The organism is Mariniflexile sp. HMF6888, assembly GCF_044335535.1.
Lineage (GTDB): Bacteria > Bacteroidota > Bacteroidia > Flavobacteriales > Flavobacteriaceae > Mariniflexile.
This window is the reverse complement of record NZ_JBIQVZ010000001.1, coordinates 716,136-740,754: the sequence shown is the minus strand read 5'-3', so window position 1 is coordinate 740,754 and position 24,619 is coordinate 716,136. Positions and strand designations below refer to the sequence as shown.

Below are 24,619 nucleotides of genomic sequence, written 5' to 3'. Positions count from 1 at the left end.
TTACACAGAGATACACGGAGATGTTGAATTGCGTATTATTTTTTAGTGCGTTTGCCTAGTTAAAAGCTTGATGTACCGATGAAGTTTGTGATATACGATTCAACGATTACACGGTTAAACAATTAAAAATTATAGAATATGTTTATCAACCTGAATCAAAACTTTTGTAACGATATCGTTTTTTGTTTATTCGACTATTTAAATATTTGAATATCAGGATTCATCACATCGAACTCACGTTATTTTAAATCCATTCTGAGAAACTTTCCACATTGAATTAAATTACCTAATACCGCTTTATGAAACAGGATTTTTATAGACTTCTTAAAAAGTAAAGCAACTTTATTTTTCATTCTATAGTTTCCCGTTCTTCTTTCTGTTTATTTTTTATGCTATAAGAGTAATAAACAAATGTTTATAAAAAAAGCAAAGACCAATTCTTGCTATTAAAAAGAATTGCTATATTTGCAAACCAGAACAGAACAGAACGGTTAATGTTTTTTGATTTAAATTTTAATAGCGAGATACCTAAGTATCAACAATTAGTGAATGCTATCAATGATGCGCTTGCTAATAATACGCTGTCTAGTGGCGATGCATTGCCTTCGGTTAATGCTATTTGCAGCGACTATAAATTATCTAGAGATACCGTTTTTAAAGCCTATTCTATTTTAAAAGAAAATGGAGTTGTGGAATCTGTGCCTAATAAAGGGTATTTTGTAGCTAATGATACCAGAAAGGTGCTTTTGGTTTTAGATACATTTAAAGCCTATAAAGAGGTTTTGTACCATGCATTTGTTAATAATTTACCCAAAAAGGTTATTGTAGATGTGCAATTCCATCATTATAACATCAACAATTTCAAAACCATTTTAAATAACAGCAAAGGGAAGTATTTTAAGTATGTAGTGATGACTTTCGACCATAAAGAGGTGCCAAGTGTATTGTCAGATTTTGATAACGACAAGCTGTTGTTAATCGATTGGAATGTCTATTCGAAAGCATCCAACAATTATGTGTTTCAAGATTTTGGAAGTGCATTTTACGATGCCTTAAAAGAAGCTGTTGAATCTTTTAAAAAATATAAAAAACTGGTTTTTGTATATCCAACATTCACCAAGCATCCAACAGAATCGGTTACTTACTTTAAACAATTTTGTGAAACCAAAAAGTTTAAATATAAAATAGTCACAGATCCTGCTGATTTTAATGTTGTAAAAGGAGAGGCCTACATAAGTGTGAGTGATAGAATACTCGGAACTTTTTTAGAACAATGCAGAGCCAACAATTTTGAACCAGGTACCGATGTAGGCTTCTTATCTTATAACGAAACCCCGATGAAAAAATTCATTTATAAAGGCATTTCGGTAGTTTCAACCGATTTTAAGGCACTGGGAGCTAAAGCAGCAGAGTTTATTAACCAAGAAACTTCAATACAAACATATATACCAACTAAATTAATATTAAGAGAATCATTATAAATCATGTACTATTTAGGATTAGACATAGGAAGTTCTTCTATAAAAGCAGCACTTGTTGAGGTGGCATCAGGCAAAAGCTTGGGAGTTGTGCAAGAACCCGAACAAGAAATGAGTATGTTCGCCCAAAAAAATGGGTGGGCAGAACAAAAGCCAGACGATTGGTGGCAACACGCCTGTAAAGCCATAGCCAAATTAAAAAAGCAGCATAACGTCACCAGAACCCAAATAAAAGGTATTGGTATTTCATACCAAATGCATGGTTTGGTTATTGTTGATAAAGATGGAAGTCCACTTCGCAAAAGTATTATTTGGTGCGATAGTAGGGCCGTAGAAACAGGAAATAAAGCTTTTCAAGAATTAGGAGAAGACACATGTGCTTCAAACCTATTAAATTCTCCCGCCAATTTTACAGCTTCAAAATTAAAATGGGTCAAAGATAACGAACCGGATATTTATAAAAACATTTATAAGTTCATGCTACCCGGCGATTATATTGCTTATAAATTTTCAAATAAAATAAACACCACCATTTCAGGACTGTCAGAAGGCATTTTTTGGGATTTCAAAAAAGATAATATTGCAGATTTCCTTTTAGAATATTACGGTATCGATAAAACCTTAGTGCCCGATATTGTAGATACATTCGGCGTACAATCGGTAGTCGATGCAAAAGGTGAAGAAGAAAGTGGCGTAGCGGCAGGAACACCTATTTATTATAGGGCAGGCGACCAGCCGAACAATGCGCTGTCGTTAAACGTGTTTAACCCAGGTGAAGTAGCCGCAACAGGTGGTACATCAGGTGTGTTTTATGCTGTAACCAATAGCTTATCGGCTAAAGAAAGTGCGCGTGTAAACAATTTTGCTCATGTAAATTATACCAAAGGAGCCGATGCAAGAATAGGGAAATTGCTATGTATCAATGGCGCAGGTATCCAATACCGTTGGTTGCTCAATAATTTAGCGGTTAGTTCTTATGAAGAAATGAATTCGTTGGCTTCAGAAATTCCTATTGGATCAGATGGTGTTTGTTTAATTCCATTCGGAAATGGTGCCGAACGCATGCTTAACAACAAAGAGGTTGGCACTAGAATAGTTAATCTCAATCTAAACAACCACCACAAAGGACATATGTGTCGAGCTGCTTTAGAAGGTATTGCTTTTTCGTTTGTATATGGTATGGAAATTTTGAAATCCGATGGCATCAAACCTACCGTTATTCGTGCAGGAAACGACAATTTGTTCCGTTCAGAAATATTCGCCAATACTGTGGCAACCCTTATAGAGCAAGAGATTGAAATTTATAACACCACAGGAGCCATTGGTGCAGCACGTGCCGCCAATTTGCACAAGGGCGATTTCGAAAACTTTGGAAAGGCAATTATTGATAACGATCATGTGATGACTTTTATGCCGTTTAAAGATAAAACAGCTTATCAAGAAGCCTATAACAACTGGAAAACTGAATTGCAAATCATTCTATTTAATAGGCAATAGACAATAGACAATAGACAATAGATAATAGATAATGAGTAATCCCTAATGCAAAAAGTAACACCAAATAAACAAATCAACGAATCAACAGATTAACAAAAAATAAAAACAATGGCATTAATAGGAAACAAAGAATACTACAAAGGTATTGGAGAAATCAAGTTTGAAGGCAAAGAATCAGACAACCCATTAGCATTTAAATACTACAACCCAGACCAAGTGGTTGCAGGTAAAACCATGAGCGAATGGTTTAAATTTTCGGTAGCGTATTGGCATACGTTCTGCGGACAAGGAAGCGACCCATTTGGGCCAGGAACTCAAAGTTTTGAATGGGACAAATCTTCAGACGCAGTTCAAGCAGCAAAAGACAAAGCCGATGCCGCGTTCGAATTCATTACAAAAATGGGATTTGGATACTACTGCTTCCACGATTTCGATTTGATAAGAGAAGGTGCAACATTTGCTGAATCAGAATCTAGATTGGCAACCATAACAGATTATTTAAAGCAAAAACAAGCAGACTCTGGTGTAAAATTACTTTGGGGAACAGCAAATTGTTTTTCAAACCCACGCTACATGAACGGTGCTTCAACCAATCCAGATTTTAATGTGGTTGCAAGAGCAGGAGGGCAAATAAAATTAGCGTTAGATGCTACGATGGCATTAAACGGGGAAAACTATGTATTCTGGGGTGGTCGTGAAGGTTATATGACGCTTTTAAATACCGATATGGGTCGTGAGTTAGACCACATGGGACAGTTTTTAGCTATGTGTAGAGATTATGCACGTGCAAATGGGTTTAAAGGAAACTTCTTTATCGAGCCAAAACCCATGGAACCATCAAAACACCAATATGATTTTGATACAGCTACAGCAATCGGTTTCTTAAAAGAATATGGTTTAGATAAAGACTTTAAAATAAATATTGAAGTAAATCACGCTACATTGGCACAACACACTTTTCAGCATGAAATTGAAACTGCAGCAAAAGCAGGTATGTTAGGAAGTTTGGATGCCAACCGTGGCGATTACCAAAACGGATGGGATACCGACCAGTTTCCTAACAACATCCAAGAAACTACCGAAGCGATGTTAGTGTTTCTTAAAGCAGGTGGATTACAAGGTGGCGGTGTTAATTTTGATGCTAAAATCAGAAGAAATTCTACCGATTTAGAAGATGTGTTTTTAGCACATATTGGCGGTGCAGATACATTTGCTAGAGCGTTGTTAATTGCAGATAAAATCATCACATCTTCACCTTATGAAAAATTAAGAACAGCACGTTATGCATCATTCGATTCTGGTAAAGGAAAAGATTTTGAAAATGGTAAGTTAAGCTTACAGGATTTATATAAAATAGCACAAGAAAATGGCGAGTTGCCATTAACAAGTGGGAAACAAGAGTTATTTGAAAATATAATTAACCAATATATTTAATAACCTGTTGTGCATTTTGGTTTATGTTTAATCACGCAAATTTAAAATGCACAATATTTTTTCAATGAACTCATCTTGACTTTTTTGATTGAAGCGAAAAATGGAGATTTTGGTTCCAGATTTTAGCTTTTTAGCACTTCATAGCAGCGCTACGGAGTAAAAAAAATAGGTGAAATATGGGGCGAAAAGATTATTTTACAGCCAATTGAAAAAAGTCAAGATGAGTTCAATACTTGATTATTACCAACTAAACTAAATATTTATGAAACACCCATGAGAATGGCATTCATACACACAAGGATGATTATTCAGGGTGTTCCATTTGACCAAATTAAAACAATAAATATTAACAGATGAAACATTACTTTTTAGCTATGCAACAATCGGTTTTGGAAAACCTGGATTGGGCTGTTTTAGGAATTTATTTCCTTGCACTTATTGCGGTGGCCGTTTGGGTTGTTCTTCAAAAAAACAAAAACACCGAAGATTATTTTTTAGCAGGTAGAAACGTAGGATGGTTTGTAATTGGGGCATCGATTTTCGCTTCCAATATCGGGTCCGAACATGTTGTAGGACTTGCAGGAACTGGTTTCGAATCGGGTACACCTATGGCTCATTACGAACTACATGCTTGGATAGTTTTGCTTTTAGGATGGCTGTTTTTGCCATTTTATATTAGAAGTGGTGCTTTTACCATGCCTGAGTTTTTAGAAAAACGATTTGATAGCCGGTCTCGATGGTTCTTATCATTGTTCTCATTAGTAGCTTATGTACTTACAAAAGTATCGGTAACTATTTATGCAGGTGGTATTGTGGTTTCAGAGCTTTTAGGCATTCCGTTTTGGTACGGTGCTATTGGAATCGTAATTTTTACAGGTATTTATACCGTTATAGGAGGGATGAAAGCCGTAATTTATACCGAAACGCTTCAAACTGTTATTTTAATTTTTGGTTCGGTTGTTATTACCTATTTAGGATTGCAAGAAGTGGGAGGTTGGGCACAATTAAGAGACACTGTTACTGCGGTAAGTCCGGAACATTTTAATATGTGGCGTCCTATGAACGATCCGCAATTTCCATGGACAGGCTTGCTAATAGGCGGAACGATTGTAGGTATTTGGTATTGGTGTACCGACCAATATATTGTACAACGTACATTGGCAGCCAATAATATTAAAATAGGCAGGCGTGGAGCCATTTTTGGCGCTTATTTAAAATTACTTCCTATATTAATTTTCTTGGTACCTGGTATTATTGCATTTGCTTTAACCATACAAAATCCAGAGGTGTTTTCAGTTGAAAAAGCCGATAGAGCTTTCCCCATGTTAGTTAAAACACTATTACCTGTTGGTCTAAAAGGTTTGGTAGCTGGCGGATTAATGGCAGCTTTAATGAGTTCTTTGGCCTCGGTTTTCAACTCATGTTCAACTATTTTTACTATTGATATTTATAAAAAACTGTATCCAGAAAAAACTGAAAACGTGTTGGTAAGAACAGGTAAAATAGCAACTGGTTTTATTGTGGTTTTAGGTATTATTTGGATACCAATTATGGAAAAAATTGGTGGTGGTGTTATGTACCAGTACCTTCAAAATGTACAATCGTATATCGCGCCTCCTGTAACAGCGGTATTTTTGTTGGGTATTATTTGGAAACGCGTTAATTCAACAGCGGCAATTACCACTTTGTTAACAGGGTTGGTGCTTTTAATTTTAAGGTTAGGAAGTGAAATATACTATCAACCTCAAATTGTAGCAGGTGAATCGGTAGAAGGTATTGCCTATGCATTTGCAACCATTAATTTTGCGCATATGGCTATATTTATGTTTGTTTTTTCGGTGTTTATTTGTATTTCAGTTAGTATGATGTCGCAAGCACCTAATTATGAAACTATAAAAGGATTAGCATTTGGAACGCTTTCTGAAGAACAAAAAGCAGCTAATAAAGGTAGTTATGATACTATAGATGTTGTTTTGTCTATACTACTGGTTCTTATAGTTGTTGGCGTCCTAACATACTTTACATAGAATATATTAAGCCTGGTAGGGTTCCAAACCTACATCCTTAAAATAAATAGCTCTGGCAGGGTTTTAAACCCTGCCAGAGTTAACCTTAAAAATGATTTAGTGAGGCAATATGTCCAAATAAGTACCAACAAAACCTTTGGCTTCTTTGGTGCTTAAAACAGAAGCATCAACTTTGTCTACTAAAAGAATCCATTCCGATTTTTCTGAAGTTTTATAATAAAAATTATATAAACCTTTGTAGCTTCCTATTCTTAAAAACAAATCGGAATATTTTGTGCTTAAAATCTATCTAGCTATAATAGTTGGCTGACTTTCGTTTAGAGATGTGTTACTTTTTTTAACAAAAATATCTTCTTTTTTATCTTTATTTAATCGTTTGCCAATTAATAAATAATTTTTTTCATTTTGAAAAGCGACCAAACCTACTGTGTGTAATGTATCTATAAAATTGCCAGTTATTGGCACTATTTTTTCTTTTGAAGCCATTAGTACAAATAACATAGAATGTACCATTGTTATATCGAATAGTTGGTGCAAATATGCCTTTAGAAACACCTTGACTAAAAAAAACTCCTTGTTTTTTTCTTGTTATACCATGCCCAATTTGTTTCCGGCTTATTAGATCTGTACTTTCAAACACAGGTATTCCTGAAAAGTAGGTAAATAAAGATGTGATTAAGTGAAATTTCCCGTTTACTGTACATATACTTGGATCTGGATAAAAGCCTGCTAGAATTGGGTTTAAATTGGTGTATTAAATATAAAATATAATTTGTTTAAAAAATGTATATTTGATTTAATTATTTTGATAAAAGGATGAAAGAGTACACCGAAGTTACTATCTACGACATAGCAGATAAGTTAAATTTAGCAACTTCAACTATTTCCAGAGCGTTAAAAGACCATCATAGTATTAGTAAAAAAACGATTGAAAAGGTTAAGAAAACGGCTAAGGAAATGGGGTATCGCCCCAATAATTTAGCGGCTAGCTTACGAAGTAAAAAAACAAAAACCATAGGTGTTTTATTGCCAACTATTACGCAACCCTTCTTATCTTCCTTAATTAGTGGTATAGAAATAGCAGCTCAAAAAGCAGGTTACAATGTAGTTATTATGCAATCTCACGATTCTTACGAGCAAGAAGTGAGTATGACCCAATCTTTATATAATAACAGGGTAAGTGGTGTTATCTGCTCGTTGGCTATGGAAACCCAGGACACCTCTCATTTTCAGTTATTTATGGATAGTAATACACCATTGGTTTTTGTAGATAGGGTGCCAAAAACCTTTAATACGTTTCGTGTGGTAATTGATAACTATGCAGCAGGCTATAAAGCAACAAAGCATCTTATTTCACAGGGATGTAAACGAATAGCCCATCTTACGGCTGGTTCTGAGTTTAGCATCTATTATGAAAGAAAAAAGGGGTATTTAGACGCTTTAAAGGAAGCTAACCTTCCTATTGAAGACGACCTAATTATTAAACTTAAAGCAGTAACATACGAAGAAGCAGAAAAAGCAACCAATAAACTTCTTGATTTAAAGAATCCGCCCGATGGTATTTTTGCTCCAGGTGATATTTTAGGAGTGAGTGCCATTCAATGTGCTAAAAAAAGAGGTATTAAAGTACCTGAAGAATTGGCGGTAATAGGTTTTAACAACGACCCAATTTCACATATTATTGACCCTAATTTATCAACCATTACACATCCTGCTGAAAAAATGGGACAAGCTTCTGCCGAAATTATTTTGAAAAATTTAAAGTCTTCTAAAAGGGATGAGGTTAAAGAAATTACCTTTTTAAATACCGAAGTGTTGGTTCGGGAATCTTCAAAAAGAAATTAGATTACCTAGTTGTCTTTTTTATTTCAAAAGGTGTAGATGGCAATCCCGCTTTTGAATATAAATTAGCATTATCAGGATTGTCTGCCCAAGCATATCTAACAACCGTTGGGTTTTTTACGTTTTCGTTCCAAACTTCAACCTTATTGTTTTTAATAATAGCTTTTGCCCAAACAAAGTTCGCACCATCATCTGAAATTGAAAAGCCTTTTAAATCATCTTCACCTTTAATTATTAAGTCACTTCCTTTGTTTTCAAATGAAATAATCACCTTGTGTTCATTAAATGTCGCTTTATATGGTAACGGACTGGATGCCTGAATGGTTTTTTCGTCATAAACCATTTTTCGTGCCAATAGTGCTAAACGCTTACCAACATCTTCTTTATTTAAAGGATGGATATCGTTCCATTCACCTAAGTCTATTGTGACGGCCATACCTGTATTTGGAACTTTCAATGATTCTAGTTGCGATTGTCTTAATTGTGCCCAATTACTTTCTGTTGGTTCTGGGTTAGTTTCCATGAAGTTTGTTAGTTGCACAAAAAGAAAAGGGAATTTTCCTTGATGCCATTTATTTCTCCAATCGGCTATAAGTGCAGGAAGCGTTTTTGCATAGTGTTCCGGATTATGGGTATTTGACTCACCTTGATACCACAGAACGCCTTTTATTTTTAAGTTAATTAGAGGGGCTATCATGGCGTTGTATAAACCTTCTGGTTTCCAACGGATAAATGTCGGTTCTAGTAATGGTTGCATCGTGGTTCCTAATTTATATTTCCATGTGCCTTTTAAATCGATGGTATCATTATCTACAGCTAAATAATAAGGTTTATCCAAAACAAATCCACCTCTTCCCATATTATTAATAACCCGAATTGAAATAGTGTTTTTCCCTTCTTTTAAAATAGTTGGTTTTACCTCATATCTCCGCGGTGGATATTGGTAGCCTGTGGTTCCAACAAATTCACCATTTATATAAGCATAATCTTGGTCAACAATCCGACCTAAAAATAGTTTTGCAGATTTTCCAAGCATCGATTTTGGTACAATTATATCTTTGCTAAACCAAACAACACCATTGACGTTTCCAAGAGCGGAATCTGCCCAATAACCGGGTATTTCCATGTCATCCCAATCACTAAAATCGATACCTGAAGGTAAATCCCAGTGATTGTAAAGACCTTTGTCTTTTGAATTTAAAAGCGTATACCAATCATCACTTCTTTTTTTATCGCTAGTCTCAATATATTCTATAAAGGTGTCATTTTTATATTTTTGTACTTCTTCATAAGACTCAGGGAAAGCCTTAAGCGCATCATCACTCAACCAAGATTCAATTGGGGAACCACCTAAAGCAGAATTGATTATTCCAATAGGAATTTGGTGCTTTTCATAAATTTCCTTAGCAAAAAAATAGGCGACACCAGAAAATTCAAGAACTGTACTTGGTGTTGCTGAAACCCAACTACCATCTTTAAAATCTTTTTGAGGTTTTTTAAAATTATAAGTGTCTGGAACTAAAAATTGACGAATATAGGTATTGGCAGCATTTTTTATTATAGCGTCATATTTTTCTTTTAAACGTTCCATAGGCAGTTCCATATTTGATTGTCCGGAACAGACCCAAACATCGCCAAATAAAATATCTTGAATTGTTATTTCGTTGCTTGCTATAAAAACCATTTCAAATGGTCCGCCAGCTTTTTGCTCAGGTAACATTATATGCCAGTTGCCACTATTATCTGCTTCTGTATTATAGGTTTTGGTTTTGAAAATCAACTTGATTTTTTCATTTGGAGCGGCCCAACCCCAAACCTTTACTTTTTCGTCTCTCTGTAGAATAACACCATCGCTTATTAACTTAGGAAGCTTTATTTGCCCAATTAAATTTGTGGATTGAATAATAAGGAAAATGCTAATTAAAATTTTTAGTTTTTTCATTTTTATTTAACTGCAATTATAGTTTCAGACATATTTTGTGCTCCCAATTCAAAGCTTCGTTTCATGGGGCTAGAACCACCAACGTAAATTTTAAATTCGCCAGCTTCAATGGTTCTTGTGCCATCGTTTTTAACAATTTCGAAATCTTTGGGAGTTAATTCGAATTCTAAAGTTTTAGATTCATTGGACTTTAAGTTGATTCGTTCTGTTTTAATAAGCTGAAAATTAGGGACTATAACAGATGCTTCTATATCTGAAATATACATTTGAACCACTTCATCTGAAGTTGTTTTCCCCGAATTGGTAATGGTAACTTTTAGTTTTAAGTTGTCTTTTTTTGAAATAGTTGGCGTTGTGGTTTGAATTTTTCCATAAGAGAAAGTAGTGTAACTTAAACCAAAACCAAAAGGGTACATAGGGTCTAGATTCATGTATTTATAGGTTCTTCCTTTCATAGAGTAATCATTGTAATCGGGTAATTGATCTAACGACTTTGGAAACGTAATTGGTAAACGACCTGAAGGTGATACATTGCCAAAAAGAATATCGGCTACGGCTGTTCCACCTTCTTCACCAGGATACCAAACAAGTAAAACAGCATCGGCAAGTTCATGCACTTCGGCTAAGTTCATGGGGCTGCCACCCGTAATAATGGCTACAATTGGTTTTTTGTCTTCGGGGTTTTTATCTGCGGCTTTTCGTAATTTTCTTAAATAATCCAATTGGCTTTCAGGTAAATTGTAATCCAGTCTATCACCCGCAGTTGCTGATGCTAAAGATTCGCCTTCTTCGCCTTCCAATAAACTGGAAATTCCTAATACAGCCAACGTAACATCGCTATTACCTGCGTTTCCACTAGCCCAATCTATGGGATTTTTAGGCATTTCGCTTAGCATACAACCCAATCTATATTGTATTTGGCTAGCAGGATTTATAGCGTTTGCAATGCCTTCTAAAATGGTAACAAGTTTAGGATTAACACCATAATAATTTCCTAAAAGAATATCAATATTTGCTGCATTTGGACCTGTAACGAAATACTTTGACAGGTCGTTTTTAAGAGGTAAAACACCATTATTTTTTAGTAAAACCATGCTTTTAACAGCAACTTCTTTTGCTAAGGCTCTATGGGTTTCACTATTTACAACATCTATTGAAATAGCATCATAAGGATTACTGCCCTTGGGGTCAAAAAGACCTAATTTAAAGCGTGTGCGTAATAATTTAGCTAGTTGCGAGTCTATCTCTTTTTCAGTAATTAAACCTGTTTTAATGGCTTCGGGTAAGTAGCTGTAAATACTTCCGCAATTTAAACTTATGCCACTTTTAACCGCCAAAGCAGCTGCCTCGGCTGGAGTTTTTACAATACCGTGACCGCCTTCGCTGGGTTGTTTGTAAAAGTCTTCCAAGGCACCACAATCGGTTAGAACATGTCCTTTAAATTGCCATTTATCTAACAGTACTTCCGAAATTAAAAATTTGTTAGCACAACAAGGTTCGCCATTTGTACTATTGTAGGCACACATAATAGATTCTACTTTGGCATCAACTAACGCCTCAAATGCGGGTAAATAGGTTTCCCATAAATCTTTTTGATTAGACTCGGCATTAAATTCGTGTCTTAGTTTTTCAGGGCCACTATGTACAGCATAGTGTTTGGCACAAGCAGCAGTTTTTAAATAGTTTGGATGGTCACCCTGTAAACCTTTAACAAAAGAAGCTCCAATAATGCTTATTAAATAAGGGTCTTCGCCATAAGTTTCCTGTCCGCGTCCCCAACGAGGGTCTCTAAAAATATTAATGTTAGGAGTCCAAAATGTTAAGCCACCATATTTTTTATAATATCCTTTTTCACTAGCAGTATTGTATAAAGCCCTTGCTTCATCTGAAATAGCCGAAGATATCCTGTATGTTAAATTGGTGTCAAAAGTAGCTCCTATACCTATTGCTTGCGGAAAAACGGTAGCAACACAAGATCGACCAACCCCATGCAGTGCTTCGTTCCAATAATCGTAAGGAGGGATTTTTAGGCGATCAATTTTAGAAGTAGAATTCATCATTTGGTTTGTCTTTTCTTCTAATGTTAATCTAGACATTAAATCTTGTACACGTTCATCAATAGAAAGTGAGGGATTATAAAAAGGAAACTCAAAATTTGTTGTTGGAAATTTATTGTCAACAGTGCTTATTGTCTCTGAATTGTCATTTTTACATGATACTAAAATTAGTAAAATGAAAACTGACTTATTAATAAAATTGAAAACTGTCTTTATCATGGTCGTTGGCTATTTAATTAAGTTTAAGTCGCGAGATTCAATAAAAGTACTTAAAATTATTTTTTATAAGATTATCCATTTAATTTACGCAACCGGTTGCAAATTAAAAAAAATATTTATCTTTACACTAAATTAGTGTAGATATTATGAATTGTACATTTATAGGAATTGTGAAAAGTTTAAATAAATTCTATATTAATTAAGACTAGTGATATGTTTAGAATGAATAATTTTTGCTTCATAATAAAGTCAATGTTAAAAAAGTATGGTCTAATACTGGTGTTGCAATTTCTGGTTTGTTTTAAATCTTATTCGAACAATGGATATCGGTTATGGTTACAATACAGTTATATTGAAAATGAACAAATACGATCAAGTTATCAATCAAATATTAAAAGAATAATTCCTTTAGGAGATTCTGAAACAATAAAAGTTGGCTTAAAAGAACTTGAATTGGGATTGAATGGCATGCTTGGTTCTGGATTTTTAGCTGATACAGAAAATATGGTAGCTAACTCCTTAATGTTTGGATCTAGAACATCTTTAAATGAGGATATTACACGCCAATTTGGAAATGCTTTTAATGAAATAAATAATGAAGGTTTCATAATTAAAACCATTTTAATTAATGGTGAAAAGCATATCGTTATTACCGGAAAAACGGATGTTGGTGTACTGTATGGTGTTTATAATTTTTTACAATTGCTACAAGCCAATAAATCCATAGAAAAGTTAAACATTATCGATTCACCAAAACTAAAAATCCGTATACTAAACCACTGGGATAATTTAGATAGAACTGTAGAAAGAGGTTATGCAGGTTCCTCCATTTGGGATTGGCATCGTTTGCCGGATTATATAGACCAACGGTATATAGATTATGCCCGAGCCAATGCATCCATAGGGATTAATGGAACAGTTTTAAATAATGTAAATGCCAATGCTCTTATTCTAGCGCCACAATATTTAGAAAAAGTAGAAGCATTAGCGACTATTTTTAGACCTTACGGAATAAAAGTATATCTAACAGCACGTTTTTCGGCACCTATTGAAATTGGTGGATTAGAAACAGCCGATCCTTATGCTCCAGAAGTCATTAAATGGTGGAGTAATAAAACCAAGGAAATTTACAATCGGATTCCTGATTTTGGGGGTTTTTTGGTTAAAGCAAATTCTGAAGGACAACCAGGGCCGCAAAATTACAATAGAAACCATGTAGATGGTGCCAATATGCTAGCAGCTGCGTTGGAACCATTTGGAGGTATTGTTATGTGGCGTGCCTTTGTGTATTCAGAACACGATGCTACAGATAGGGCTAAACAGGCTTTTTCTGAGTTTGTGCCTTATGATGGACAGTTTAAAGACAATGTGCTTATTCAAGTTAAAAACGGTGCGATAGATTTTCAACCTCGCGAACCATTTCATCCTATGTTTGGTTCAATGCCCAAAACACCATTAATGATGGAGTTTCAAATTACCCAAGAATATTTAGGTTTTAGTACCCATTCTATATTTCTAACAAAATTATTTGAAGAAGTTTTAAAATCAGATACCTATAGAAAAGGCAAAGGATCTACTGTTGCCAAGGATATTGATGGATCGCTTCATAACAAAAAATTAACCGGCATTGCTGGGGTTAGCAATATTGGTAATGCTATTAATTGGACAGGGAATCCAATGCTTCAGGCCAATTGGTATGGCTTTGGAAGACTTGCCTGGAATCCTTATTTAACTTCAGAAGCCATAGCCGACTCATGGTTACGATTAACATTTTCTAACAACGAGAATTTTGTGAACCCTGTTAAAAATATGATGCTAAACTCTAGAGAAGCTGTAGTGAATTACATGACGCCTTTGGGCTTGCACCATATTATGGATACTGGACATCATTATGGTCCTGGGCCTTGGGTATCCAATCTTTCGCGCCCCGAATGGAATCCGGTATATTATCATAAAGCGGATTCTTTAGGAATTGGTTTTGATCGCACATCTACAGGAAGTAATGCAACCGCACAATATGCACCCGAAGTGGCTTCAAAATTTAATAATATTAAAACCTGTCCAGAAGAAGATCTACTCTGGTTTCATCATGTGTCATGGGATTATAAACTAAAAAACGGAGAAACACTTTGGAATGGTATGGCATTAAAATATCAAGAAGGTGTTAATCAAGTAGCAGCCATGATAAACACTTGGGAAGATATGGAATCGTATGTTGATGAAGGACGATTTAATGATGTTAAAATGTTGTTACATATTCAATATAAAGAAGCGAAATGGTGGCGAGATGCTTGTTTGTTGTATTTCCAGCAGTTTTCGGGTAAAGAATTGCCAGAAGGTGTTGAAAAACCAACGGAAACTTTAGACTATTTTCAATCATTAAAATTCCCCTTTGCACCGGGAAACTAATTAGTGAAATAAAATAAATAAATATGAAACACCCATGAGAATTGTATTCACACACATAAGGATGATTAGTTAGGGTGTTCCAAGTCTGTGCTGAGCATTGGCGAGATGCAAAATATATTTTGTAGCGAAGTTAGCAAGTGAAGCTTGTCGAAGCATGACCAAATTAAAACAATAAATTAAAACAGATGAAAAACTATGCATATGTTATGGCTATATTACTTTTAATAGTAAACTGTAAAGATATAAATGAGATTAAGCCGGTAAATTCTCTTAAAAGTACTTTAAAAGACAATTTCTATATAGGAACCGCAATGAACGAAAGTCAAATAGAGGAGGAAAACCCTGTTGTTACTGCATTAATTTCAAAAGAATTTAATAGCATAACCGCCGAAAACATCATGAAATCAATGTTTATTCATCCAGCAAAAGCCAGCTTTGATTTTAAATTAACCGACAAGTTTGTCGCTTTAGGAGAAAAAAATAACATGTTCATTCACGGCCATACCTTAATATGGCACAGTCAATTAGCTCCTTGGTTTACAGAAATAAAAGATAGTACAGAACTAGCCAATGCTATAGAACATCATATAAAAACTATTGTAGGTAGGTACAAAGGGAAAATAAATTCTTGGGATGTTGTAAATGAAGCTTTAAATGAAGATGGCACTTTAAGAAAAACTGTTTTTTTGGATGTTTTAGGTGAAGACTATTTACCAATGGCATTCAAATTTGCGTTTGAAGCAGATGCGAATACAGAGTTGTATTATAACGATTATAATATGACCCATGAAGAAAAGAGAAATGGGGCTATTAGAATGATAAAACGTATACAAGAAAAAGGAATAAAAGTAGATGGCATAGGGATGCAAGGTCACTGGGGTTTAGAAAAACCAAGTATTGAAGACATTGAAAAAAGCATTTTAGACTATGCCTCTTTAGGTGTCAAAGTGGCTATTACAGAACTGGATATAAATGTATTGCCAAGTCCATGGGATTTGGTTGGTGCCGATGTGAACCAAAACTTTGAAAGTAGCAAAAAAATGAATCCTTATCCTGAAAATTTACCGGATTCCATTCAAACAAAATTCGCAAAACGATATCAAGATATATTTAAACTATTCTTAAAGCATCAAGATAAAATTGGTAGAGTAACCTTTTGGGGTGTAAACGATGGGCAATCTTGGCTTAACGATTGGCCAATAAAAGGAAGAACAAACTACCCGTTACTTTTCGATAGGGAATTGAAGCCTAAAGCAGCTTATGATAGCATTATTGCTTTAAAATTAAAACAAAGATCCAACTAAAAATATATAATAACTAATGAATTTCATTTCGCAAAAATTATCCATCAAGGAAAAGATAGGATATAGTTTAGGTGACCTTGCTGCAAACTTGGTATTTCAAACGTTGATAACGTATTTGGCTTATTTTTATACAGACATATATGGATTATCTCCGACACATTCATCCATAATTATGCTAGTCGTTGGATTGGTGGCAGCCTTTATCTTTAACCCAATTGTAGGAGCCATTGCCGATAGAACAAATACAAGATGGGGAAAGTTTCGTCCTTGGATTTTGTGGACAGCAGTACCACTTGGCATTGTTGCTATTTTGGCATTTTCTACACCTGATTTTTCGTATAAAGGTAAAGTTATATATGCCGTAGTAACTTATACACTATTATTGATATTGTATGCTGCAAACAACCTCCCTTATTCGGCACTTAGTGGTGTTATTACAGGTAATATGGCAGAAAGAAACAGTTTGTCATCTTATAGATTTGTAGCTGTTATGTTTGCTCAATTTTTTGTGCAAGTATTTATGCTAGGGATTATAAAAAGTGCAGGAGGTGGCGATAAAGCCATAGGAATAGAAAAAGTAATGACTGTATTGGCCATTGTTGGTACTATTATGCTAATTATAACCTTTTTAACAACAAAAGAACGTGTTGTTCCAAAACCTGAACAAAAATCAAGTATTAAAGAAGATTTAAGCGATTTAGTCAAAAATAAACCGTGGCTAATTATGCTATCACTTACTATGCTTGTGTTTGTGACACTAGCCATGAAAGGTGGTGCTTATGTTTATTATTTTGAGAACTATGTAGACAGAAAACAACTAGCCATGGTTATTCAGCCCATTTTAGATTTTCTATTATCAATAGGGATGGATCATTTTGGAGAAGACCCAATTTCTGCGGGATTTGGATTATTTAATGCTGGTGGCATCATTTTTATGATAGTAGGAATTACGTTGTCTAAAAAACTCGCTGATACATATGGCAAAAGAGACGTGTTTGCAACATTCCTTTTTATTTCAACTTTGTTTATTCTTGCCTTTTATTTTTTTCCATCAACATCAATAACACTCATGTTCGTATCTCAAATATTTCATGGGTTTTTCTACGGAATCACTATCCCAATTCTTTGGGCCATGATTGCTGATGTAGCCGATTATTCGGAATGGAAAAATAACCGTCGAGCAACAGCCATCATATTTTCTGCCATGATGGTAGGTTTAAAAGCGGGTTTAAGTATTGGGGGTGCTTTAACTACATGGTTTTTAGGTTTTTTTAAGTATGTACCCAATTCACTAGAACAGCCTGATTCCGCCATTAACGGCATTAAATTATTGGTCAGTGTTTTTCCTTCTATCCCATTTTTGATTGGTGTTGGGTTATTGTTTTTCTATGAAATTAATAAAAAAATGGAGATTGAATTAGAATCTGATTTAAAGGAAAGAAGATTAATTGTCGTTAAATAACAAATATAAAAATATTATAATGCCAGATAAAAGTACAGAACATATTGATTTTGAAAGTTTAAGTAAAAATGCCATCTCTCAGCCTTTGGTATCCCATATATATACTGCCGATCCATCTGCCCATGTTTTTAATAACAAGATATATATATATCCTTCTCATGACATAGATGCGGGTGTTCCTTTTAATGATAACGGAGACCATTTTGGAATGGAAGATTATCATGTGATATCCATGGATACTATAAATGCCAAAGCAGTTGATAACGGTGTTGCATTACACGTAGATGATGTGCCTTGGGCAGAAAGACAAATGTGGGCACCTGATGCCGCTCATAAAAACGGGAAATACTATTTGTTTTTTCCTGCTAAGAATAAAGAAGGGATTTTTCAAATAGGCGTTGCAATAAGTGATTTTCCTATGGGGCCATTTAAAGCAGAACCAAACCCTATAGTAGGCAGTTATAGTATAGATCCAGCCGTTTTTGAAGATGAAGATGGTAGTTATTACATATATTTTGGGGGAATTTGGGGCGGACAACTTCAAAAGTACCGGAACAATATTTATAACGAAGCTAATGAACTTCCTAAGCCAAATGAGCCTGCTTTATTACCTATTGTAGCAAAACTTACAGAGGATATGTTACAGTTTTCTGAAGCACCTAAGGAAATTAAAATCCTTGATGAAAAAGGAAATCTTCTTTTAGAGGGTGATAATGAACGTCGTTTTTTTGAGGCGTCATGGGTGCATAAATATAAAGGTAAATATTATTTTTCCTATTCTACTGGAGATACGCATTTTATCTGTTATGCCATAGGCGATTGTCCTTATGGACCATTTATGTATAAAGGACGCATTTTAAACCCTGTAATAGGTTGGACGTCCCATCACTCAATTTGTGAGGTAGAAGGCAAGTGGTATTTGTTTTACCATGATTCTAGCTTATCTCAAGGTGTGACGCATTTAAGGTCTATTAAGGTTTCTGAGATAACTTATAATGAAGATGGCACTATAAATACGTTAAATCCTTATAATTAAAATCCGTTTATAGGTAAGCAAAAAGTTATATTATAAAAAACTCCCAATTACAAAGTAGTTGGGAGTTTTTAATTTGTTATTGAAAAAAGTTAATCTATAATAAGTTCTCCAGAGAAATCTTCACTTACATCGCGTCCTGCTAACCCATCAGCTACACCCTTGTAAGCATGTTTACGTTGGTAGTTTGCATTCCACAGGTTAGGAGATTCATCAGGCAACCAAAACTCGTGTTCTTTTTCATTATCTGAAATACCCCAAATAGTAATACCATACTGTTGAATAGCAGGTATGATTTCTTTGTATTTGTCAATCACAAATTGATATATCTCCGATTGTTGTGCCATTTGTTCGTTTGTAGGTGCGTTAGTACCCAATCTAACATCTAATTCGGAAATTTTGATTAGTTTTCCACTAGCTGCTAACTTTTGGAACATTTCAACAATTTTATCTTTGTCGTTATTTAGCGAAATATGCATTTGTGTTCCAATACCATCAACAGTAGCACCTTGGTTTTCAATATAGGTTACATACTCTATTAAGCCATCGCACTTAGCTAGGCTGGATTCTAGATTATAATCATTAATAAACAGTTTGTCTATTGCATTGCCATACTGTCTAGCTAATTCGGATTTTATATAGAAAGAAACTTCATAGTTATATATTTTTAGTATGTAGTTTGTTAATAGAAGTTGGCTTGTATTATGAAACATCCATGAGAACCACATTCACACATACGAGGATGATTATAAAGGGAGTTCCATCTGACAATTAAAAAATAATTGTAAACAGAAGAAAATAAAACTAAAAACCCAAATACCGTACTATTGTAGTAACGGCTCCCTTGTTCTTTTTAATGTATTGTAAATTGTTGTTTCCCGAAAGTGTACGTTTTTCGGTGTTTTGAATTAGTTCCTTTAGAATAGAATCAAATGCTTCTTGGGTTGCTATAGAAAACATCCCAGCATTATCAATCATTTCTTTGGCCTCTGGAAATTTTTCATGGTGGTTTCCAATAATAATAGGGACTCCAAAAACAGCAGGTTCTAAAGTATTATGTAATCCTGTGTTTCCCATAGCGCCACCAACATAGGCAATATCTGCATAACTGTAAATTTTTGAAAGAATGCCAATGATGTCAATAATAAAAACCTGTGCGGTTTCAAGTTGTTTGTTATCTTTTTCAGAAAATAGAACACTTTCAGCCCTTAGTTTTTCTTGAATGTTTTTTATTTGATTCGACTTAATATTATGAGGCGCAATAATAAATTTCACATCTTTTGAAGCTTCCGAATTAATGAAGTTTATAAGCAATGTGTCGTCTTCTGGCCAAGTGCTACCCGCAACCACGCAAAGTTTGTCCTGTTTAAAAATTTCAACAAAATCTAAAGTATTATCAATTTCCAATTGGCTGGAAACACGATCAAAACGCGTGTCGCCTGTTACGGTAACGTTTTTATAGTTTATGGATTCAAGTAAATTTTTAGAACGCTCGTTTTGGGTAAAAATATGTTCGAAAGCAAATAAAGCCTTTCTTAATTGGTTTCCATAAAACTTAAAGAACGATTGATTTTCTCTAAATGCAGCCGAAATTAAAATAGCCCGTAATTGTCTTCTTTTTAGTTCATCTAAAAAATTTGGCCAAATATCGTACTTAACAAAAATGGTTAGCTCTGGGTTTATAATATCTAAAAAACGTTTCGCATTTGCTTTGGTGTCCAACGGCAAATAAACCACTATATCTGCAATGGGTGTGTTTTTTCGAATGTCATAACCCGATGGCGAAAAAAAGCTAAGTACAATCTTATGATTTTTATAATGACTTCTTAAAACTTTAAAAACGGGAAGTCCTTGTTCATATTCGCCTAAAGAAGCACAATGAAACCAAAGCGTTTGGTCGTTTGGATTTAAATTGTCATGTAGAGTTTTAAAAGTGTTTTGTCTGCCAATAACACCAGTTTTGATTTTTTCGTTAAATAACGATACGCATTTCAAACCAAAATGTGCTGCATGAATGCCAATATTGTAAATAAAACCCAAATCTTTTTTATTTGACGCTAAAATACATTTCTTTAAAATAATTTCATTGGTTACCGTGTACTAATTTTGTAATTTCGTGGCTCATTAAATTATAGTATAGAAGATTTTTCCATACATGTTTATAAATACTATAATAGTTATATTTTTTTTTAGATGAAAAAAATTCAAATGGTTGACCTTAAAGGTCAATATGACGACATTAAAGACCTTGTAAATACGTCTATTCAAGAAGTTTTAGAAACCACCACATTTATAAACGGCCCAAAAGTTCATCAATTTCAAAAGAATTTAGAACATTATTTAGGCGTAAAACATGTCATTCCATGTGCCAATGGAACCGATGCGTTACAGATTGCTATGATGGGATTGGGTTTAAAACCCGGTGATGAGGTTATTACTGCCGATTTCACCTTTGCTGCAACCGTTGAAGTTATTGCTTTATTGCAACTAACACCCGTTTTGGTTGATGTGAATGAAGATGACTTCAATATTAATATTGAAGCCATTAAAAAGGCTATTACACCAAAAACCAAAGCCATTGTGCCCGTTCATTTATTTGGACAATGTGCTAATATGGAGGCTATTATGGAAATTGCCAAAGCGTATAATCTATATGTAATTGAAGATAATGCCCAAGCTATTGGGGCAAATTACACGTTTAAAGATGGTAAAAAAGCACAGGCAGGCACCATAGGACATGTAGCATCCACGTCATTTTTCCCATCAAAAAATTTAGGCTGCTATGGTGATGGTGGTGCTATTTTTACAAACGATGACGCTTTAGCTCATACCATTCGAGGTATTGTAAACCATGGCATGTACGAGCGTTACCATCATGATGTGGTTGGTGTAAATTCGCGTTTGGATAGTGTTCAAGCTGCGGTTTTAGATGCTAAATTGCCACACTTGGATATTTACAACAAAAAAAGACGTGAAGCGGCCAATAAGTATGACAACGCTTTTAAAAATATTTCAAGTATCGTAACTCCCCATAGAAATGGAGGTGAAGACGCTCATGTTTTCCACCAATATACATTACGGGTAAAAGGTGTAGATAGAGACGCTTTGGTGAAACATTTAAATGAAAAATCGATTCCTTGTGGTGTGTATTACCCAATTCCGCTTCATAAACAAAAGGCATATTCAGATTCAAGATATAAAGAAGCCGATTTTCCTGTTACCAATCAATTGGTGAAAGACGTTATTTCATTGCCAATGCATACAGAACTGGATGATGAACAAATAGAATTTATTACATCAACAATTATAAACTTTATAAATGGATAAAATATTAGTTACTGGCGGTTTGGGCTTTATTGGCTCGCATACCGTTGTAGAATTACAAAACGAAGGTTACGAAGTTGTTATTATTGACGACTTATCAAACTCATCAATAAGCGTATTAGACGGTATTACAGCCATTACTGGAAAAAAACCACTTTTTGAAAAACTTGATTTAAAAGATAAAGCAGGTGTAGAAGCGTTTTTTGCAAAGCATAACGATATAAAAGGTGTTATTCATTTTGCTGCCAGTAAAGCGGTAGGTGAAAGTGTAAAAGAACCATTATTATATTATGAAAACAATATTAGCACTCTGGTTTATATTCTTAAAGAATTAAAAAAACTACCAGAAACTAGTTTTATTTTTAGCTCGTCTTGTACGGTTTACGGGCAAGCAGACGAATTGCCAATCACCGAAAACGCACCAGTAAAACAAGCAGAATCGCCTTATGGAAATACCAAACAAATTGGTGAGGAAATTATTAGCGACACCTGCAAAGTAACACCAAGTCTTAAAGCGATTGCGTTACGTTATTTTAATCCGGTAGGGGCACACGAGTCGGTTAATATTGGTGAATTACCAATTGGCGTTCCGCAAAATTTAGTGCCATTTATTACGCAAACAGCGATAGGCTTACGCCAAGAACTTTCTATTTTTGGAGACGATTATCCAACGCCAGATGGTACTTGCATTCGCGATTACATTCATGTGGTCGATTTAGCCAAAGCCCACGTAGTAGCTCTGGGTCGTTTGTTGAAAAACAAAAACAAATCTAATTATGAAACGTTTAATCTTGGAACAGGAAAAGGAAGCTCGGTGCTGGAAGTTGTGAAATCTTTTGAAAAAGTTTCAGGCAAAAAGCTGAATTATAAAATTGTAGGCAGAAGAGAAGGTGATATCATTTCAGCTTATGCCGATACTACAAAGGCAAACGATGAATTGGGTTGGAAAACAAAATTATCGTTAGATGATGCGATGCGTTCTGCATGGAATTGGGAACAAAAAGTAAGGGGAAATAAATAGTTTATACGATTTAATCTTTGGAATTATAAAGAGAAAAGGCTGCAAATTTAATTTTGCAGCCTTTTTATTTTTAACAATATGAAGTTTAAAATTAAAAACGTTTAAAATACTGTTATAGACCTCAACAGGTTTTTAAAACCTGTGAGGTCTGGTTTTTTTAAGCAGCCTTTTCTATGTTTTCATTTTTCTTTTTCTTTCTAAAACTAACAAATACCAATATAATCATACCAGTTGTTACCGACAGATCTGCCATATTAAAAATACCGGTTCTAAAAATACCACCTAAATCAATAAAGAAAAAATCGGTTACAGAACCATAAACAATGCGGTCATAAACATTCGCAATACCACCACCAATAATACTGGCAAAAGCAAAAAGCGACCATTTATCAATGGAGGTGTCTTTTAAAATATGACGCAAAACAAATCCTAAAACAAGTATGGGTAAAATAAGTAATAAGATGATTCTAAGCGTTGGGTTTAAATCACTACCCATCCCTAAAAAAGCACCCGTATTTTCAACATTCATCATAACAAAAGCATCACCAATTAACGAAATGCGTTTACCAGGATGTATGTCGGTGTGTTCTTGAATATGTGTTCTGACCAGTATTTTTGAAATTTGGTCGATTGCAATTGTAACAACAATTACTAATATAATGTATATAGTGCGTTTAGTTAACTTCATTATAAACTTGCTGAGGCTGTTTGCGCTTCTCTATTGATCTTTTTGACCAAACCTTGTAAAACATTTCCAGGACCCACCTCGGTGAATAAGGTAGCACCATCTGTAATCATTTGTTGAACAGATTGCGTCCAACGAACAGGCGCCGTTAATTGTGATATTAAATTTGCTTTTATAACAGCTTCATCAATTACAGCTTTTGCGGTTACATTTTGATAAATAGGGCAGTTGGGTTTGCTAAAAGTGGTGTTTTCAATAGCAGCTGCTAGTTCCTCACGAGCAGGTTCCATTAAAGGGGAGTGAAATGCACCTCCAACAGGTAATACCAAAGCACGTTTGGCACCTGCTGCTTTCATAGCTTCACAAGCTCTATTAATAGCATCTACCTCACCGGAAATCACTAATTGCCCAGGACAATTATAATTAGCAGCAACCACAACACCTTCAGTTTCGTTGCAAACTTTTTCTACAATAGCGTCATCTAACCCTAAAACGGCAGCCATGGTGCTTGGTTGCAATTCACAAGCTTTTTGCATAGCTAAAGCACGTTGCGACACTAATTTCAAACCATCTTCGAAATTTAAAGTACCATTAGCGACTAATGCCGAAAATTCACCTAACGAGTGGCCAGCAACCATATCGGGTTTAAAACTAGTACCTAGGGTTTTAGCTAAAATTACCGAGTGTAAAAATATGGCAGGCTGTGTTACTTTGGTTTCTTTTAAAGCTTCAGGAGTTCCTTCAAACATAATGTCTGTAATGTTGAAGCCTAAAATAGTATTTGCTTTTTTGAATAATTCTTGAGCCAAAGGCGCGTTCTCGTAAAGGTTTAAACCCATTCCTGTAAATTGTGCGCCCTGACCAGGGAATATATATGCATTCATA

Annotated in this window: 20 protein-coding genes; 11 read left to right on the top strand and 9 right to left on the bottom strand. The window is 34.7% G+C overall.

Annotated features, from left to right (window positions below):
- Positions 1-494 precede the first annotated feature (494 nt).
- From ACGLWY_RS03485 to ACGLWY_RS03470, 4 genes are all read left to right on the top strand, one after another.
- Entirely contained in the window at positions 495-1,481 is a 987-nt protein-coding gene (locus ACGLWY_RS03485) for a GntR family transcriptional regulator (RefSeq protein WP_396618275.1), read from the top strand.
- A gap of 3 nt (positions 1,482-1,484) precedes the next feature.
- On the top strand, positions 1,485-2,975 hold the full coding sequence (locus ACGLWY_RS03480) for a xylulokinase (protein ID WP_396618274.1): 1,491 nt from the start codon (positions 1,485-1,487) through the stop codon (positions 2,973-2,975).
- A 108-nt stretch (positions 2,976-3,083) separates the two neighbouring features.
- Positions 3,084-4,409 (top strand): xylose isomerase, encoded by a 1,326-nt coding sequence (gene xylA / locus ACGLWY_RS03475; RefSeq protein WP_394466007.1) that lies wholly within the window; start codon positions 3,084-3,086, stop codon positions 4,407-4,409.
- Positions 4,410-4,762: 353 nt separating this feature from the next.
- Positions 4,763-6,436 carry a sodium:solute symporter gene (locus ACGLWY_RS03470; protein WP_396618273.1) on the top strand — a complete coding sequence of 558 codons (1,674 nt, stop codon included), beginning with the start codon at positions 4,763-4,765 and terminating at the stop codon, positions 6,434-6,436.
- Positions 6,437-6,532: 96 nt separating this feature from the next.
- On the opposite strand, the gene ACGLWY_RS03465 is transcribed toward ACGLWY_RS03470, so the two are convergent.
- The 3 genes from ACGLWY_RS03465 to ACGLWY_RS03455 are packed head-to-tail and all read right to left on the bottom strand — an operon-like array spanning position 6,533 to position 7,142.
- On the bottom strand, positions 6,533-6,697 hold the full coding sequence (locus ACGLWY_RS03465) for a hypothetical protein (protein ID WP_396618272.1): 165 nt from the start codon (positions 6,695-6,697) through the stop codon (positions 6,533-6,535).
- A gap of 24 nt (positions 6,698-6,721) precedes the next feature.
- The gene (locus tag ACGLWY_RS03460) at positions 6,722-6,922 is read right to left on the bottom strand and encodes a hypothetical protein (RefSeq protein WP_396618271.1); all 201 of its coding nucleotides are present in this window, start codon (positions 6,920-6,922) and stop codon (positions 6,722-6,724) included.
- Positions 6,837-7,142 carry a family 43 glycosylhydrolase gene (locus tag ACGLWY_RS03455; RefSeq protein ID WP_396618625.1) on the bottom strand — a complete coding sequence of 102 codons (306 nt, stop codon included), beginning with the start codon at positions 7,140-7,142 and terminating at the stop codon, positions 6,837-6,839. The genes ACGLWY_RS03460 and ACGLWY_RS03455 overlap by 86 nt, the downstream gene beginning before the upstream one ends.
- Before the next feature lie 110 nt (positions 7,143-7,252).
- On the opposite strand from ACGLWY_RS03455, the gene ACGLWY_RS03450 reads away from it, so the two are divergent.
- Positions 7,253-8,281 carry a LacI family DNA-binding transcriptional regulator gene (locus ACGLWY_RS03450; RefSeq protein WP_396618270.1) on the top strand — a complete coding sequence of 343 codons (1,029 nt, stop codon included), beginning with the start codon at positions 7,253-7,255 and terminating at the stop codon, positions 8,279-8,281.
- A 1-nt stretch (position 8,282) separates the two neighbouring features.
- Here the strand turns inward: ACGLWY_RS03450 and ACGLWY_RS03445 are convergent, their stop codons facing one another.
- Positions 8,283-10,220 (bottom strand): sialate O-acetylesterase, encoded by a 1,938-nt coding sequence (locus ACGLWY_RS03445; RefSeq protein WP_396618269.1) that lies wholly within the window; start codon positions 10,218-10,220, stop codon positions 8,283-8,285.
- A 2-nt stretch (positions 10,221-10,222) separates the two neighbouring features.
- Positions 10,223-12,496, bottom strand: coding sequence for a glycoside hydrolase family 3 C-terminal domain-containing protein (locus ACGLWY_RS03440; RefSeq protein ID WP_396618268.1), 2,274 nt, complete (start codon positions 12,494-12,496; stop codon positions 10,223-10,225).
- A 252-nt stretch (positions 12,497-12,748) separates the two neighbouring features.
- Here ACGLWY_RS03440 and ACGLWY_RS03435 point away from each other — a divergent pair, with 252 nt between their 5' ends.
- The 4 genes from ACGLWY_RS03435 (at position 12,749) to ACGLWY_RS03420 (ending at position 18,707) form a co-directional block, all read left to right on the top strand.
- Positions 12,749-14,905, top strand: a complete 2,157-nt coding sequence (locus tag ACGLWY_RS03435) for an alpha-glucuronidase family glycosyl hydrolase (RefSeq protein ID WP_396618267.1) — start codon at positions 12,749-12,751, stop codon at positions 14,903-14,905.
- Between the two features lie 185 nt (positions 14,906-15,090).
- On the top strand, positions 15,091-16,209 hold the full coding sequence (locus tag ACGLWY_RS03430; protein ID WP_396618266.1) for an endo-1,4-beta-xylanase: 1,119 nt from the start codon (positions 15,091-15,093) through the stop codon (positions 16,207-16,209).
- 16 nt (positions 16,210-16,225) lie between these two features.
- Positions 16,226-17,671 carry an MFS transporter gene (locus ACGLWY_RS03425; protein ID WP_396618265.1) on the top strand — a complete coding sequence of 482 codons (1,446 nt, stop codon included), beginning with the start codon at positions 16,226-16,228 and terminating at the stop codon, positions 17,669-17,671.
- 19 nt (positions 17,672-17,690) lie between these two features.
- Entirely contained in the window at positions 17,691-18,707 is a 1,017-nt protein-coding gene (locus ACGLWY_RS03420; RefSeq protein ID WP_396618264.1) for a glycoside hydrolase family 43 protein, read from the top strand.
- Between the two features lie 89 nt (positions 18,708-18,796).
- On the opposite strand, the gene ACGLWY_RS03415 is transcribed toward ACGLWY_RS03420, so the two are convergent.
- Both ACGLWY_RS03415 and ACGLWY_RS03410 read right to left on the bottom strand, forming a co-directional pair.
- Entirely contained in the window at positions 18,797-19,417 is a 621-nt protein-coding gene (locus ACGLWY_RS03415) for an endo-1,4-beta-xylanase (protein WP_396618263.1), read from the bottom strand.
- Positions 19,418-19,508: 91 nt separating this feature from the next.
- Positions 19,509-20,744, bottom strand: coding sequence for a 3-deoxy-D-manno-octulosonic acid transferase (locus ACGLWY_RS03410; protein ID WP_396618262.1), 1,236 nt, complete (start codon positions 20,742-20,744; stop codon positions 19,509-19,511).
- A 153-nt stretch (positions 20,745-20,897) separates the two neighbouring features.
- Here ACGLWY_RS03410 and ACGLWY_RS03405 point away from each other — a divergent pair, with 153 nt between their 5' ends.
- Positions 20,898-22,031, top strand: a complete 1,134-nt coding sequence (locus ACGLWY_RS03405; protein WP_396618261.1) for a DegT/DnrJ/EryC1/StrS family aminotransferase — start codon at positions 20,898-20,900, stop codon at positions 22,029-22,031.
- On the top strand, positions 22,024-23,049 hold the full coding sequence (gene galE, locus ACGLWY_RS03400) for a UDP-glucose 4-epimerase GalE (protein WP_396618260.1): 1,026 nt from the start codon (positions 22,024-22,026) through the stop codon (positions 23,047-23,049). The genes ACGLWY_RS03405 and galE overlap by 8 nt, the downstream gene beginning before the upstream one ends.
- Positions 23,050-23,206: 157 nt before the next feature.
- Here galE and lspA read toward each other — a convergent pair whose 3' ends face one another.
- Together lspA and fabD are read right to left on the bottom strand one after the other, a co-directional pair.
- Positions 23,207-23,737: a signal peptidase II gene (gene lspA, locus ACGLWY_RS03395; RefSeq protein WP_396618259.1), complete on the bottom strand. Its 531-nt coding sequence runs from the start codon at positions 23,735-23,737 to the stop codon at positions 23,207-23,209.
- Entirely contained in the window at positions 23,737-24,618 is an 882-nt protein-coding gene (fabD, locus tag ACGLWY_RS03390) for an ACP S-malonyltransferase (RefSeq protein ID WP_396618258.1), read from the bottom strand. Before fabD ends, lspA begins: the two co-directional genes overlap by 1 nt.
- Position 24,619: the final 1 nt, after the last annotated feature.